This is a genomic window from uncultured Sphingosinicella sp. (assembly GCF_963974575.1).
Classification (GTDB): domain Bacteria; phylum Pseudomonadota; class Alphaproteobacteria; order Sphingomonadales; family Sphingomonadaceae; genus Sphingosinicella.
Genome location: NZ_CAXBBQ010000001.1, coordinates 538,729 through 554,182, shown reverse-complemented (window position 1 = coordinate 554,182; position 15,454 = coordinate 538,729). Strand labels below are relative to the sequence as shown.

At 63.4% G+C, this 15,454-nt stretch carries 9 protein-coding genes; all 9 read left to right on the top strand.

Features of this window, described 5'->3' with window-relative positions; translation table 11 throughout:
- The first annotated feature begins 154 nt into the window (after window positions 1–154).
- The 9 genes from AAC014_RS02715 to AAC014_RS02675 all read left to right on the top strand — a co-directional run bounded on the left by AAC014_RS02715 (window position 155) and on the right by AAC014_RS02675 (window position 15,306).
- Window positions 155–2,761, top strand: a complete 2,607-nt coding sequence (locus tag AAC014_RS02715; protein WP_339703815.1) for a LuxR C-terminal-related transcriptional regulator — start codon at window positions 155–157, stop codon at window positions 2,759–2,761.
- Window positions 2,762–2,868: 107 nt separating this feature from the next.
- Complete coding sequence (locus AAC014_RS02710) at window positions 2,869–4,731, top strand: hydantoinase/oxoprolinase family protein (protein ID WP_339703814.1); 1,863 nt, start codon at window positions 2,869–2,871, stop codon at window positions 4,729–4,731.
- A 6-nt stretch (window positions 4,732–4,737) separates the two neighbouring features.
- The gene (locus AAC014_RS02705) at window positions 4,738–5,148 is read left to right on the top strand and encodes an acetone carboxylase subunit gamma (RefSeq protein WP_339703813.1); all 411 of its coding nucleotides are present in this window, start codon (window positions 4,738–4,740) and stop codon (window positions 5,146–5,148) included.
- Window positions 5,149–5,151: 3 nt separating this feature from the next.
- Window positions 5,152–7,308 carry a hydantoinase/oxoprolinase family protein gene (locus tag AAC014_RS02700; RefSeq protein ID WP_339703812.1) on the top strand — a complete coding sequence of 719 codons (2,157 nt, stop codon included), beginning with the start codon at window positions 5,152–5,154 and terminating at the stop codon, window positions 7,306–7,308.
- Entirely contained in the window at window positions 7,305–9,530 is a 2,226-nt protein-coding gene (locus AAC014_RS02695) for a hydantoinase B/oxoprolinase family protein (protein ID WP_339703811.1), read from the top strand. Before AAC014_RS02700 ends, AAC014_RS02695 begins: the two co-directional genes overlap by 4 nt.
- Window positions 9,531–9,667: 137 nt before the next feature.
- Window positions 9,668–10,189, top strand: coding sequence for a hypothetical protein (locus AAC014_RS02690; protein WP_339703810.1), 522 nt, complete (start codon window positions 9,668–9,670; stop codon window positions 10,187–10,189).
- Window positions 10,186–11,760 carry a long-chain-fatty-acid--CoA ligase gene (locus AAC014_RS02685; protein WP_339703809.1) on the top strand — a complete coding sequence of 525 codons (1,575 nt, stop codon included), beginning with the start codon at window positions 10,186–10,188 and terminating at the stop codon, window positions 11,758–11,760. The genes AAC014_RS02690 and AAC014_RS02685 overlap by 4 nt, the downstream gene beginning before the upstream one ends.
- 41 nt (window positions 11,761–11,801) lie before the next feature.
- A complete protein-coding gene (locus tag AAC014_RS02680; protein WP_339703808.1) occupies window positions 11,802–12,911 on the top strand; it encodes an acyl-CoA dehydrogenase family protein in 1,110 nt (369 codons plus the stop codon).
- A gap of 151 nt (window positions 12,912–13,062) precedes the next feature.
- Complete coding sequence (locus AAC014_RS02675; protein WP_339703807.1) at window positions 13,063–15,306, top strand: TonB-dependent receptor; 2,244 nt, start codon at window positions 13,063–13,065, stop codon at window positions 15,304–15,306.
- The last annotated feature ends 148 nt before the right edge of the window (window positions 15,307–15,454 follow it).

The window sequence follows — 15,454 nt, the reverse complement described above, 5'->3', positions numbered from 1 at the left end:
GATCTCTCCTTGCGCGCTTCATGAGGACAGTGAGGGACACGGCGCCCACCCGAAAGGGTGGGGCAAAGAAGCGTGCGCAGGCGGAAATGTCTTTACCGTGAGGCAAACCCTACCCAATCAGGTGTCGAGGAACCGCGTGTCGGAGAGGACAAGAGTGGATCTGCGGCGGGAAAAGCTGCTTGAGCGCATCAGCGGCGCAGCGCAGGCGCAGCTCGTGCTGGTCCATGCGCCGGCCGGATACGGCAAATCCACCCTGCTGCGCCAGCTCGCTCAGCAGGAACTGGACGCGGGCGGCAAGGTCGGGTGGATCACGCCGATGTCGCAGGATGCGGATATCTCTCGTCTGGTGCAGCTGTTTTCCGCGGCCTGTGAACGCCTGCTGCAGGAAGGGGACACGGCCCCGCCTCCGACTCGCGATCTGCTCGCGCTGCTGGGTGCGATACAAGGCCCGGCGCTGTTCCTGCTCGATGAATATGATCATTTCGCCGGGGTGGAGACGGATACATTCCTCGCCCGGCTGATCGAGAGGCTGCCGCCGGGCATTCGCATTGCCATTGCATCGCGCATCATGCCCGATCTGGCTGCGGCGCGCCTGAAGCTGAGTGGGCGCGCGGTGGTGCTGGGAAGCGTCGACCTGCGCTTCGATCTGGGTGAAGCGCACCTGTTCTTCGCGGAGCGCCCCGGCGTGGGCGCGGAGGAAGTGCGCAGGCTGCACAGCCGCCTGGATGGGTGGCCCGCGGCATTTCAGTTCATCAGCCTGGCCCTGCAATCGCCGGGGTGCCCGCCGAGTGACGCGTTGGGCCGCGCGATGGCGAAGGACATGGTGGAATATCTGGCGCAGGAGGTTTTCGCCCTCCAGTCGGAAAAGGTGCAGCGCCTGCTGCTCGATGCGTGCCTGCCGCACCGGATCAGCGCGTCCCTGCTCACCCATATCATGGTGGATGCCGAAGACGAGCTGCCGCTCGATGCGCTATGGGCGGCGGGGCTTTTTCTCGATCCGGTGGATGGCGACCGGCACTGGTACAGGTTCCACCCCTTGTTCGGTGATTTTCTGCGCGCGCGCTATCGCGGCAGCGTTTCAGCCGCGGAATTGGCGCAGCGCCACCGCCTGATCGCCGACTGGTTTGCCGCCAACGCCATGACGGAAGCGGCTGTCGATCATTATCTTGCCGCCGATGCCCAGGCGGAGGCCGCTGATCTTCTGAGCGCCATCGCCCGGCGGCTCGTGAGCGAGGAGCGGCTGGGTCTGCTGCTGTCGTTGATCGAGCGGCTGGAGCCGGAAATTTTCCTCGCGCGACCCTCGCTCGTTTCACATGCGATCATCGCCTATGGCTTTCGCCGCAATTTCGGGCGGGCGCATCATCTGCTCGATTGGATACAGCAGCACGAGCCGGATGTGCCGCCAGAGGTTCAGGCCGAGCGGGAAGTGCAGCGGTGCTATATCCTCGCCGCCGAGGATCATGTCGAGGATATGGGGGGCCGTGCCCGCGACGCCGCCAAATGGCTGGGCCCAGACAGGCCGTTCTTCCATGGCGTTGCCTTGAATGCCTATGCGTTCTGGCTGACCGCGCAGAGCCAGTTCACGGAGGCTGCCGATTTGATGCTGCGCGCGCGCCCGCTGCATGAAGAGGCCGAAAATTATTTCGGCGGCAGCTACGCCGAATCGATATTGGCCAGCACCAAGATGTCGCAGGGGCTGGCCGAAGAAAGCTGCGCGCTGCTGTCGCGCTCATTGCAGCGGGTAGAACAGGAAGCCCCCAGCGGGACATGGGCGGGCGCCGTCATCGCCGCCCATCTGGGCGATGCCCGCTACGAGACGAACCGGCTGGCGGAGGCGCGCACGGTCATCGAGAAATATCTCCCGTTCATCCAGCAACAGTGCATCGTCGATCCGCTATGCCTGAGCACAGTCGCGCTCGCGCGGATCGCCGCGCTGGAGGGTGATGCGGTAAAAGCGCACGAGCTTTACGAGAGCCTGATAACGGCAGGGCACAAATATGGCCTGGAGCGGCTGGTCGCCTGCGGGCGGGCGGAACTGGTGCGCGAGGCGACGCTGGCGGGCGATATTGAGGCGGCGGAGCGGCGTATGCGCGCGGTCGGCACGGAGGCGCGCCTTTCCACCGAAGGTCAGCTCATCTTCGCCAGCGGCGAGACGGAGGCGCAGCGGATCACCTATCTGCGCCTGCTGGTGCATAGCGGGCGCCATGCCGAAGCGCGGGCAGGCCTGCAGGGAGAAATCCGCATAGCAGGGGTGCGGCGGCGTATCCGGCGGCTGGCCAGGCTCAAGACATTGCTTGCGATCTGTCTGGAAAAGGAAGGCAATCAGCCGCTCGCCCGGCGTACGATCATGGAGGCGGCAAGCCACGCGGCGAGCGGCGGCATGATACGGGTTATTCTTGATGAAGGCCCGGCGGCGATGCGCCTGCTCAACGAACTGGCAGCGGAAAATCTGGCACAGAATGTCAAATGGGCCGAAGATCCGATAGCGGATTGGGTGCGCAGGCTCGTGGATATCAAGAAACCGGCGCATGAGGAAAGCGCCGCCGCGCCCGACCAGCCGATCGAAACGCTGACCCCGCGCGAGCAGGATCTGCTGCGCTTCCTGGCGCTGGGCCACAGCAATACCGACCTGTCAGACCGGCTGGCCGTTTCGGAAAACACGATCAAGTTCCACCTGCGCAATATCTACGCGAAGCTGAATGTCAGCAACCGGATGCAGGCGGTGCAGGCGGCGCGGCATTTCCGCCTGATCAAACAATAATCCCCCACCCCTACCCGTCCGGGTGGGCAGAAGCACCGGAAGCGATTCCAAGCACAGCATCATCGAAACACCGCGGGTAGGAAACCCGCCGAGGGGAGGATGATGCCATGGGCCTGCTGGTCAATATCGACAATGGCGGGACTCTGACCGACATCTGCGCCTTCGATGGCGAGAAAATCTATCACGCCAAGACGCTGACAACGCCGCACGACCTGACCGAATGTCTGATGGCCGGGCTGGCTGCGCTTGCGGAAAAAACCGACGCGCGGGGCGACCTGCTGAAGCTGGTCTCGTCGATCGACCATCTGCGCTATTCGACGACGCAAGGGACCAACGCCATCGCGCAGCGCAGGGGGCCGCGTCTGGGCCTGCTGGTGGAGACGGAAGAGGATGCCGCCTGCCTGCGCGCGGCTTCGCCGGATTTATATGACACGCTGGTCGGCACGCGAATGGCCGCGCTGAGCCGTCGAAACGATCATGCGATCATACAGGCGGTGCGTACGCTGGTGGCGGAAGGGGCGAGCCGGCTGGTGATCTGCCTTGACGGCGCCGATGCACCCGATGGCGAAATGCGCCTGCGCCGTCTGCTTTACGGGGCCTTTCCGCGGCATCTGCTCGGCGCCGTGCCGCTGCTGTTTTCAACCGAGCTCGCGCCCGGGGCCGATTTCGACCGCCGTGGCTGGTCCGGTCTTCTCAATGCGTTCCTGCATCCTTCCATGGAACAATTTCTGCATCATGCGGAGGATAGGCTGCGTCAGCAGCGCATCCGCAACCCGCTGCTGGTTTTTCGTAACGATGGCGGATCAACCCGCGTCGCGCGCACGATCGCACTGCATACCTATTCCTCCGGTCCGCGCGGCGGCGCGGAAGGCGGCGGCGTGATGGCGGCGCACTACGGGCTGGACCGCGTGGTTTCCATCGACATCGGCGGTACGACGACCGACCTCGCCCTGTTCGACAGGGGCCGGGTGGCCGAACACGCGCAGGGCTATGTCGAAACCGCGCCGATCGCCTTTCCGATCGCCGATGTGCCCAGCATAGCGGCGGGCGGCGGCTCGATCCTGGCGGTTCGCGATGGCGCGGTCGCCGTCGGCCCGGAAAGCATGGGGGCATTGCCCGGCCCCGCCTGCTTCGGGCGCGGCGGAACGCAGGCGACGATTACGGATGTGATGCTGCTGCTCGGCATTATAGACCCGGCGAGCTATTTCGGCGGGCGCATGACGCTCGACCGCGAGCGGGCCGAGCGGGCGGTGCGCGAGCATATTGCCGAACCACTGGGCATATCGCTCGAGGAAGCGCTCGACAAAGCGGAAGCGGCGTATGACGGCGCGATCGCCGAAGCGGTCGGCAAGCTGGGCGGCGAAAGCGGCGCCGGCGCACTGCTGGCATTTGGCGGGGCAGGGCCGATGAGCGCCTGCGGCATCGCCGAACGGGCGGGCATTTCGAAGGTGATCGTTCCCCGCTACGCCGCCGTGTTCAGCGCGTTTGGCATCGGCTTCAGTCCGATCCGCCATGAGCACCGGATGGAAATGGCAGGCTTCGCGCCGGACCAGATCAGGCAGGCGCAGGAGAGCCTGATGCGCCGCGCCGCCCGCGCCATGCAAAGCGAGGGCTTCGACCTCGCCGATTGCACGATTGAATGGAGCGCGGCGCTGAAGGATGGCGGCGCCTGCCCGATCGAGAATGTGCCGGACAGCGCTGAAGGCGTTCTGGGAATGGAGGTGGTGCGGCCCATAGCCTCACCGTCGCTCGGCGCGGCCGGCGGCGGGGTCATCCGCGCGGCAACCGCAGGGGGCACCCGCAACGCCCGTGGCGGAATGCCGCTCTACCGGGTGGAGGACATGGCGCCCGGCGACAGCGCGCCCGGCCCCTGCCTTGTCGAGGAACAGTTCTTCACCTGCCAGGTCCGCGCGGGTTGGCGCTTCACCATGACCGGCAACTCCGATCTGATGATCGAACGCGAGGATTGAGGCATCATGAAAATCTATGTCACCGACGCCCTGATCATAGACCTGGACAGCGAACAATGGGAATGCCGCGCCTGCAGCGCAGTGCTTGGTTCCGCGCGCGAGAATTACAAACGATTCATGGTGCTGCGCCCGCGCGACCCAGGCGAGATCCACGCGCCGATCATCGATCCGGAGCGCTATGAATTCACCTTCGCGCCCGACCCGCGGTGGCTGAGCATCATCGAATATTATTGCCCACGGTGCGGCCACATGGCCGAGGCCGAATATCTGCCGCCGGGCCATCCGCCTGTGCATGACATCGAGTTCGATATTGACGCGCTGAAAGCACAATGGGCAGCGCGCGAGGCATTGACCGCGCCCGTTCTGGGGCCGGATTTCGTCACCCCGCCCCATCACCATCACAAGGGAGGGCACTGAGCGATGCGGCGCGTTTCGGTTGATATCGGCGGCACCTTCACCGACTGCTTTCTGGTGTGGGACGATCAATATGTGGCCGCGAAGGCCCTGACCACGCATCAAAATCTGGCGCTGGGATTCAATGCTTCGCTGGCGCAGGCCTATGGCCAGCTCGGCCTGGGCCTGGAAGATGTAATGGCCGATGTGGACAGCGTGCGCTACGCCACCACGCTCGGCACCAACGCCCTCATTGAACGGCGTGGCCCGGTCGTCGGCCTGATAACGACCGCCGGTTTCGAGAGCACCGTGCCCCTGAGCCGTGGACGCGGCTATGGCGAGGGCCTTCCGGAGAGGATGCGCAAGGATCTGCCGATGGCGGAAAGGCCGGACCCTCTCGTGCCGATTCCCCTCATCACCGGCGTGCGCGAACGCATGGCCCAAAATGGCGAAATCATCATGGCGCTCGACGAGGACGATCTGCGCGCGCAGGTGCACCGCCTTGTCGATCGCGGGGCGCAGGCCTTTGTCGTCAGCCTCGTCAATTCGGTGGTCAATCCGGCGCACGAACTGCGTGTCGAAGAGGTGATCCGCGAGGAATATCCCGAGCACATGCTCGGCTCCGCGCCGATCCTCCTCGCGCACAAGGTGGTCGGTCGGAAGGGCGAATATGCCCGCACATCTTCCGCCATCCTCGATGCGTTCCTGCACAAGGCGATGTATCTCGGCCTTTCAAGCTTGGAACTGAACCTGCGCGAAAACGGGCACGAGCGCCCGATGCAGGTGGTGCACAATTCCGGCGGCATGGCTCAGCTCAACTCGACCGATGCGCTGCAAACCATCCACAGTGGGCCGGTCGCAGGCATCGCCGCGTCGGAGCATCTCGCCGCGGAGACCGACCTCGGCAATATCGTGTGCACCGATATGGGCGGCACCAGCTTCGACATCGGCCTTGTCGTCGAGGGCGGGATCAAATTCTATGATTACAATCCGGTCATAGAGCGGTGGATGGTCAATATCCCGATGGTCCACCTCGTCACGCTGGGGGCGGGCGGCGGCTCGATCGCGCGCTTCGACCGGTTGCGCCAGACCGTCGCGGTCGGGCCGCAAAGTGCCGGATCGGATCCCGGCCCCGCGTGCTATGACAAGGGCGGCCGCGAGGCGAGCGTGACGGATGCGGACCTGCTGCTCGGCTATCTGCGCACCGACAATTACGCCGGCGGTCGTATCGTTCTCAATGAAAAGCGCGCTGCCAGCGTGATGCGCCGCACCTTGGGCGAGGCGCTTGGCACCGATACGATTGCCGCCGCCAAACTCGTCAAGCAGCGGGTCGACAACGACATGGCAAACGGCATCGCGCAGGAGCTGCGCGCCCGTGGCTATGAACCGAGCCAATTCACGATGCTGGCCTACGGTGGCAACGGCGCGCTTCATGCGTGCGGCATCGCCAGCGCCATCGGCATAACGCGCGTGCTGGTGCCCCCCTTCAGCTCCGTGTTTTCGGCGGTAGGCGCGGGCAATATGGACCAGCTCCATATTCACGAGAAATCGCTGTATCTTCAGATCTACGACAGTGTGACCCGCTCGCTTCTTTCCAGTTTCGACGGCTTCAACGAGATTGTCCCCGAGCTGGAGGCAAAGGGCCGGGCAGACCTGCTACGGCAGGGCTTCGCCGAAGACGATATTGAGCACCGGCTCGAAGTCGACATGCGCTACGGCAATCAGCTGGCGCAGACCGCCGTGGTCGTGGGGCGCAACCGCATCGGCAACAGTGACGAGCTGCTGGAACTGATCGGCGTGTTCGGGCGGGATTACGGTAAGCGCTACGGCGAAGGCAGCCAGTCGCCCGAGGCAGGCATCCGGATCAATACCGTGCGCGTGGCTTCCTATGTCACGACGCCGAAGCTGCGCTTTGCCGATATTCTGCCGCCGGAGGACAGCCTGCACGAGGCCCCCGAAGCAGAGGCGGTTCGCCCCTGTCACTTCGTCGGGGTGGAAGGCCCGGTAGAGACCGCGTTCCACACACTGGAAACGCTGGCGCTGGGCGCGGTCGTGACCGGCCCCGCCGTCGTGATTTCCCAATCCACCACCTTCCTCGTCGAGCCGGGCTGGCGTCTGTCCGTCGGGCGCTATGGCGCGGGATGGATGCAACGCAATGAACCCGGGTCGGGAGGCGCGCAATGAGCATAGAAAACACGAACGTCAGCGAATTCCTTCAGGACGCGACGCTGTTCCTCGCGCCCGACCCGGAGATCATGAACAATCATGGCTTTGCGCCGCGCACGCCGCTGGAAGAGCGGTGCATGGCGAAGGAGAGCGACCCCGCCCGGCTTGAAATCGTGCGCGAGCGGCTGATGGCCGGGGCCAATGAAAGCTTCGAGATGCTGGAGAACATGGGCGCGGCGCCGGGCGCGAAATGGGGGGACTGCGTTTCCGCCATGTTCACCGCGGCCGGCGACCTCAGCCTCGCCAGCACGGGCGGCGTCGTAATCTTCGTCAATCTCGTTCAGTATCCGATCAAGTTCATCAACAAATACTGGGCGAAAGACCCCAGCGTCGGCATCCGCGAGGGCGACGCCTTTCTGGTGAACGATGCGCATTACGGGCAGGCGCACAATACCGATCAGTCGCTGATGATGCCGGTCTTCTGGGAAGGCGAACATGTCGCGTGGGTCGGCGCGACCGTGCACGAAGGTGAGAACGGCGCGATCGAGCCGGGCGGTATGCCCTCCATCGCCGAGCAGGTTTGGGATGAGGGGCTGAGGATGCCGCCTTTCCGTGTCGCGGAAAACTACCGGCTGCGGCGCGATATCGTCACCTTCCTGCAGAATTCGGTGCGTGAGCCGAAGCTGCAGTACGCCGACATGAAGGTGAAGATGTATACCTGCCGCCGGCTGGAGCAGCGCCTTCACGAAGCCATCCGTGAATTCGGACTGGAAGCCGTCGTTTCCTGCCTGCGCCGCAATCTTGAAGATACAGATGCCGAGGTGCGCCGCCGCCTGATGGAATGGCCCGAGGGCACCACTCGGCACAGCTGGTGGACGGACGGCACGCTGCGCGAAAATGCGCTGATCAAGATCAACCTCGCGGTGACGAAAAAGGGCGAAACGCTGACGTTCGATTATCGCGGGTCATCGCCGGAATTTTCCAACCGTGCGAACAACACGCTCGATATCACGCTGAAGGGTATGCTCTCGCAGCTGATGCTGGCCTATGTCTGGCCCGATCTGCCGCGCAATCAGGCCGTGCTCAATTCGGTGAAATTCCTGTTCGACGAACATTCGATCATGCGCCCGGCGCCGAGCGCGCCGATTTCCCAGTGCATGATGTCCGTGTTCACATCCTGGAGCGTGGCCCAGGTTTCGGTCATGAAATTCCTCTATGGCGTGCCCGGCAAATATACGCGGGTGATCGCGCCCTGGTATTGCATGATCAACACGTTCCTGTTTGGCGGCATAACCCAGCATGGCGAGATGGTGGGCAATGTCTGCGCCGACATCAACGGCATGGGCGGCGGCGCGCTTGCCGACAGGGATGGCCAGCATAGCTGCGCCCCGATCTTCGCCACCATGGCCGATCTTGGCGAGCAGGAGTTCATGGAGGAGGAAATGCCCTTCGTGCAGCTCGTTTCGAAAAAGCTCATGCGCGACAATCAGGGCTTTGGCCGCCAGCGCGGCGGCATGGGCTATCAGATGATGCTCGCCCTGCGTGACAGCCCTGCATGGGGATTCATGCTGACCGCCATCGGGTCTAAATTCCCGAATGTGCCGGGGCTGTTCGGCGGATATGGATGCCCCACCTACCCGCTGGCGCGGGTGCGCGGCGTCGATGTGTTCGAAGCGATGAAGACGGACCCGGGCCGGTTCCGCTTCTCCATCGCCGAGATGATGAACGAGCGCCCGTTCGAGGACGCGGAATACAGCACGCATCCGATGTCCCTTCCCTATGCGCTCGCGTCGCGCGGCGAGCTGTATATGATCGCGCAGGGCACGGGCGGCGGCTTCGGCGACCCGCTGGAACGCGACCCGGCCGACGTCATGCGCGATTACGAGGAAGATCTGATCTCGCCGGATGTCGCCTGGCGCATCTATCGCGTCGTATTCGATCCGCAGACGCGCATCGTGGACGAGGCGGCAACCGCTGAGGCCCGCGATGCTGTGCGCAAGGAGAGGCTCGCGGGCGCGATGAGCTATGACGCGTTTTGTGCGCGTCATGTTACGCCGGAGCCGCCGGCCGACCTGCCTTATTATGGCAGCTGGAGAGATCCCAAAACGATCTATGGCGGCAGCCCGGACCACTGCTTCCCGGCTGGGCACGCCAACGCGCCCGTCGTCATGCCCAACCCGATGCAGGTGAAAATCGAGGCGCTGGAGAAGCAGATTGCCGAGCTGAAAGGGGCGGCATAGTGGCGCGGCTTTGGCTGGACGCGCATGATTATGGCGCGCGACTTCTGCGCGGGGGGGGTGAGCCATGGCAAACCCCCGCCTCTCTGGGCCCGTTTTATGGCGAGCTGGCCGGCCTGTTGCGGCCATGGCGTTTGGTGGTGCCGATCGAGCCGCTGCTCATGTCTTCGCTGCCCCGGAACGGGGACAACATGGACTGCGCAGGCGCACTGGACAGCCTCGTCGGATCGGCGGCATTTACGCAGAGCTTGGCGACCGGCCTCGCCACGCTGACGCACAGCCCGGCGGCGGCGCTGTGCGCGCCGCGCCTTCCCGGCCCGTCCCGGCTGGGCTGTGGGCTGGAGGATGAGGACGCGCTCGACGACGTTGTCGCGGCTCTAGGGCATATCCTGCGGCAGATGGCAGGCGCCGCGCTCAGCGGCACAATTCTTCTCGATGAGCCGGAAGCCCAGGCACTGGACAGCATTTCGCCTCTGCTGCGTATCGCTGAACACGCTGGCGTTGTGCTCAGGCTGATCGGCCGGGACATTGCCACGGCGGACTGGGAGGCAGTGCCCGATGATGCGGATGGTCGGGAAAACATCACGACGATACCGGCCGATGCGCAGCCCGAGGCGGCGCTGACTCGGCTGGCGGCATCGCGTCAGGGGGGCAGGCGATGATCGCGACCCCGCTGTTTCACGACATGTTCGATTTCCTTGTGCGGTCACGCCCCCGGCAGACCTGCGTCGTTGATGAACGGCGCAGCCTGAGCTTTGCAGAGGCCGGCACGGAGGTGAACCGTATTGCCAACGGCCTGCGGGGGCTCGGTCTGCGCAAAGGCGAGCGTTTTGGCTATGTGGCGAAAAACTGCGCGGACATGTGGCTGATGTATCTCGCAGCCGCGCGGACCGGCGCGGTGCCCGTGCCGCTCAATTATCGACTTGCGCCGGTCGAATGGCTGCACATCCTTAAAGATGCGGGCGCCAGGGCATTGTTTATCGGGCCGGGTTACGATGCGCCGGTGGGGCAGATCCTTGGGGATCTCCCCGAAATTGCGGCTGTGATTTCCTTCGACGGTGAGACCGCGGGAGCGCCGCGATATGACGCATGGCTGGCCGCGCAGCCGGATACGCCTGTGGACTGCGGGATAACGGGCGCGGACATATTCTACCAGATGTACACGAGCGGCACGACCGGCCTGCCCAAGGGGGTCATCGTTACCCATGCCAATTATGCCGCGAATATCAGCCAGTGCCTGCAGATGATTACACGCCTGCCCGATGCGGGCGAAAGCGCGCTGGTCGTAACGCCGCTCTATCATGCGGCAGCCGTTTGGATCGCCGCTTTCAGCACCGCACGCGGGCTGACAATCCACCTGAAGGGCGATTTCGATGCTTGTGATGTCGTAGATACGCTGGAGCGCAAGAAGGTGAGCTTTACCTTCCTTGTCCCCGCGATGATCCAGGCCTGTCTCACCCAGGTGGAGGATATCGCGCAGCGCGACTGGTCGCATCTCAAGGTTCTGATGTATGGCGCGTCGCCGATCGCCGAGGATGTGCTGCGACGCGCGGTCACAGTGTTCGGCTGTGACGTGTATCAGGCCTATGGCATGACGGAAACGACCGCGATCCTCACCTTGCTGGGCGCGGACGAACACCGCCGGGCGCTGGCTGGTGAACAGCATTTGCTGCTTTCGTGCGGACGGGCCTTGCCGGGCTCACAGATCATTACTGCCGATGAAGACGACCGGCCTGCCGGTCCGGGCGCGGCGGGTCAGATCCTGGCGCACGGGCCGCAGATCGTGCCGGGATACTGGAACTTGCCGGAGGCCACGGCGGCGTTTCTCAAGGACGGATGGGCGCATACCGGCGATGCCGGAGAGCTGGACGCGGAAGGCTATCTCTACATCCGCGACCGCATCAAGGACATGGTCGTGAGCGGCGGGGAGAACATCTATCCGCGCGAAGTCGAGAATGCGCTCTTCGCCCATCCGGACATCATCGATGCGGCCGTGATCGGCGTGCCCGATGCGCGCTATGGCGAGGCTCTGCTGGCGTTTATCGTAACCGCCGGCAACATGCCTCTGCCCTCGGAGGATGTGATTGCCTTCTGCCGCACGAAGCTCGGCGGATACAAGGTGCCGCGCCGGGTCGAACAGGTAGAGACGCTGCCCCGCAACGCCAGCGGCAAGGTGCTCAAGCACGTGCTGCGCGCGCCCTATTGGAGCGGGGAAAAGCGGCGGGTGGGATGATGAACGCGCTCGCCCGTCCGCGGAACGATTTTTATGAAGATATGCACGCGCAATTCCGCGAGACGATCCGCCGTTTTGCCGCGCAGCACATCATTCCGCACATTGCGGAGTGGGAGCAGGCGGGCCTGCCGCCCCGCTCTTTCTGGCGCGCGTGCGGCGAGGCCGGACTGCTCTGCCCCCAGATCGCCGTACAATGGGGCGGGCCTGGTCTCGACTTCAGCTTCAACGCAGTGATTGCGGAGGAACTGGGCTATCTCGGCCTGCCGCCGGGATTGCTGGTCCACTCCGATATCGTGGCCGATTATATCGCGCGATATGGCAACGACGAACAGCGCGCGCGCTGGCTGCCCGGCATGGTTTCAGGGGACATCGTCGGCGCGATCGCCATGACGGAGCCACAGGCAGGCTCCGACCTGCAGGGTATGCGCGCCGCCGCGACCCGTGAAGGCGACCATTACCGGCTGAACGGCGCGAAAACCTATATCACCAACGGCCTCTGCGCCGACATCGTGATTGTTGCTGCCCGCACAGACGCTGAAGCCGGCGCCAGGGGGATCGGCCTGCTGGTGGTGGAAAACGGCATGGCCGGGTTTGAGCGTGGGCGCGCGCTTGACAAGATCGGGCAGCATAGCGGGGACACGGCAGAGCTGTTTTTTCATGATGTTCCCGTTCCTGGCGCCAATCTTCTGGGCAGGGAGGGTGGAGGCTTCGCCGCTTTGATGGAAAGCCTTCCGCAGGAAAGGCTGGCGATCGCCATCATGGCGCAGGCCTCGGCACAGCGCGCCTTTGACGAAGCCGTAGCCTATACGCGTGAACGGCGCGCCTTTGGCCGGAGGGTGCTCGATCTCCAGAACACGCGCTTCGTGCTTGCCGATCTGAAGGCGCAGCTGCAGGTCGGCTGGGCACATATCGATATGTGCATCAAGCGGCACCTCGACCTCGAACTGGATAATGCGGCGGCTTCGGCGGCAAAGCTGTGGCACACGGAACTCCAGTGGAAATGTTGCGATACGGCGCTGCAGCTCCATGGTGGCGCGGGCTACATGAACGAATATGCGATCGCCCGTCTGTGGAAGGATAGCCGCGTAACGCGCATCTTCGGCGGCACCAGCGAAATCATGAAGGAAATCATCGGAAGACGCATCGGGTAGCGGCTACCACCCTTTCGGGTGGGGGGAATTGCGCATCAGGGATTATGCCGGAAACAGCCGAGACGGGTACGCGAGATGCCCCGCGCAAGGTGCACAAAAACCCGCGCAGACGGGATGATCCAAAGGAAAAGTGGGAGGGAGTGACAAAGTTATGAATAGCCTGAAAACCTATTTGCTGGCCGGATGCGGGGTCGCCGCAGTGCTGGGGGCGCCGACGGCGCACGCGCAGCAGGCGGAAACGGAAACAGATGGCATCGCTGACATCGTCATTACCGCCCAGCGCCGCTCGGAATCGTTGCAGGACGTGCCGCTCGCGGTTTCGGCGCTCGATTCGGAGCGGATCAAGGAAGCGGGCTTCAAGGATGTCGAGGATTTGACCTCGACCGTACCGAACCTCAACATCTCCGCATTGTGGGGCTCATCAAGTCCCAAGATTTTCATGCGCGGCATCGGCAACAACAACTTCAACCAGACCGCCGAAAGCAAGGTCGCGGTGTATCTCGACCAGGTCTATCTCTCGGCGCCGTCCGGCCAGCTGTTCCAGATGTATGATCTGGAACGGATCGAGGTGCTGCGCGGCCCGCAGGGCACGCTCTATGGCAAGAACGCAACGGGCGGCGCGATCTCGGTCTATTCCAAGCTGCCGGGGCGCGACACCGAAGGCTATGTCCGCGCAGGCTATGGCAATTACGACGCCTATGAACTCGAAGGCGCGGCAACCTTGCCGCTTTCCGACACGCTCTCCGCGCGTGTCGCCGGCACCTGGTCCAAACGCGATGGCTATGTGAAGGATCTGGGCACCGGCAAGACAGTCAACGACGCAGAGCAGTGGGCCGCGCGCGCGATATTGCGCTGGCAGCCGAGCGACGCCGTCGACATCAAGCTCAATGTTCACGGCGGCAGTTCGGATTCCACCCACAACAACAGCGTGCATCGCGGCATATTCGATCCCGCACAATTGGCGCTCGGCAACTTCGTGAAGATGTCCGCAAACGATATTATTGCGGGCAACGCCGTTGATATCCTGGGTTATGCGGACCCGAACCCGGACCCTTATGTGAACACCTATGAGGGGGATACTTTCGCCAAGGTCGATCTGGTGGGGGTCTCGCTCGTCAGCGATTTCGAACTGGGCGATGGCTATACGCTCACCTCGGTCAGCGGCTATGAAAAATCCAAGCGGCATGTGCTGCAGGAAGGCAATGGCGCACCCAGCACGATCTTCACGATTGACTGGGGGCCTTCGACGTTCGAGTCCATCTCTCAGGAACTGCGCCTGAGCTCACCCACCGACAGCAGCTTCAGCTGGCTGGTCGGTGCCTTTGCCTTCCACGAAAAAGGCACAGTGCACAATTTCTACAACCTGGCCTCTGTCAGCTTCGCGCTCGGCTTTGACGCATTCGACCAATATTATACGCAGAAAACCGATACGTTTGCCGCGTTCGCCCAAGGGAGTCTGGCGCTGACCGACCGCCTGAACCTGACGCTGGGCGGGCGGATCAACCACGAAAAGCGTAAGCTCGACCATCGCACATTCGCAACGACGGCAGCGGGCGTTTCCGTATTCCCGGGCCCCCTGTTCGATCTGCAGCTCTCCGAAAGCTGGACAGAATGGTCCGGCCGCGCCGCCATCGATTATGAGATTGCGGATGATGTGCTGCTGTTCGCCAGCGTCAATCGCGGCTTCACCAGCGGCGGCTTCAACACCGGCGCCTTCAACGATCCCGTCGGGGCGGAACGCATATTCAACCCCGAAACTGTCGTCAGCTACGAAGCCGGCATTAAATCGACGTTGTTCGATCGGCGCCTGCGCATCAACGCAACGGCGTTCCTCTATGACTATAGCGACCTGCAGGTGTTCACCTTCACCGCGGGCGGCTTGCAGTTCATCGAGAATGCTTCGAACGCAACGATCAAGGGCATCGAGCTTGAGGTGCAAGCCATGCCGGTCGATAATCTTGAACTCGGCGCCAGCGTCGGCCTGCTCAAGAGTGAGTATAAGGACTTTGTCCGCGAAACCGGCGGCGTCACCGAAGATCTGAGCGGAAATCGCCTGATCGGGGCGCCCAACAGCCAGTTCAACATCGTAGGCAAATATACCGTGCCGACGAGCAAGGGCGACTTCTGGTTACGCGGCGACTACTCCTATTCCGGTCATCGTTATTATGACGAGCGCGAGCTGCGAGAACTGAGCAGCCAGGGCGCCACCGAAAACCTGAATGCCTCGATCGGTTATACCGGAATGAACGACAAGTTCGAGCTCAGCTTCTGGGTGAAAAATCTGACTGATGAAGTGACGATCATCGACGTCGTCGAGGTCGGCCTCTTCGGTTACCAGAACGTGTGGTACAACATGCCGCGCACCTATGGTCTGAGCCTCGAATACAGGTTCTGAAGACAGGACACTTCCCGTGGCCGGCCCCGCGCTTCAGCCGGAGCTGGCCATTGTCTTACCAGCCTGCGCCGCAGGAATGGCGCGCAGGAAAATGCGGTGAAGGGCGGACGTCACGCCGAACGTCGCGTCCGCCCCTCCTGCCATGCGG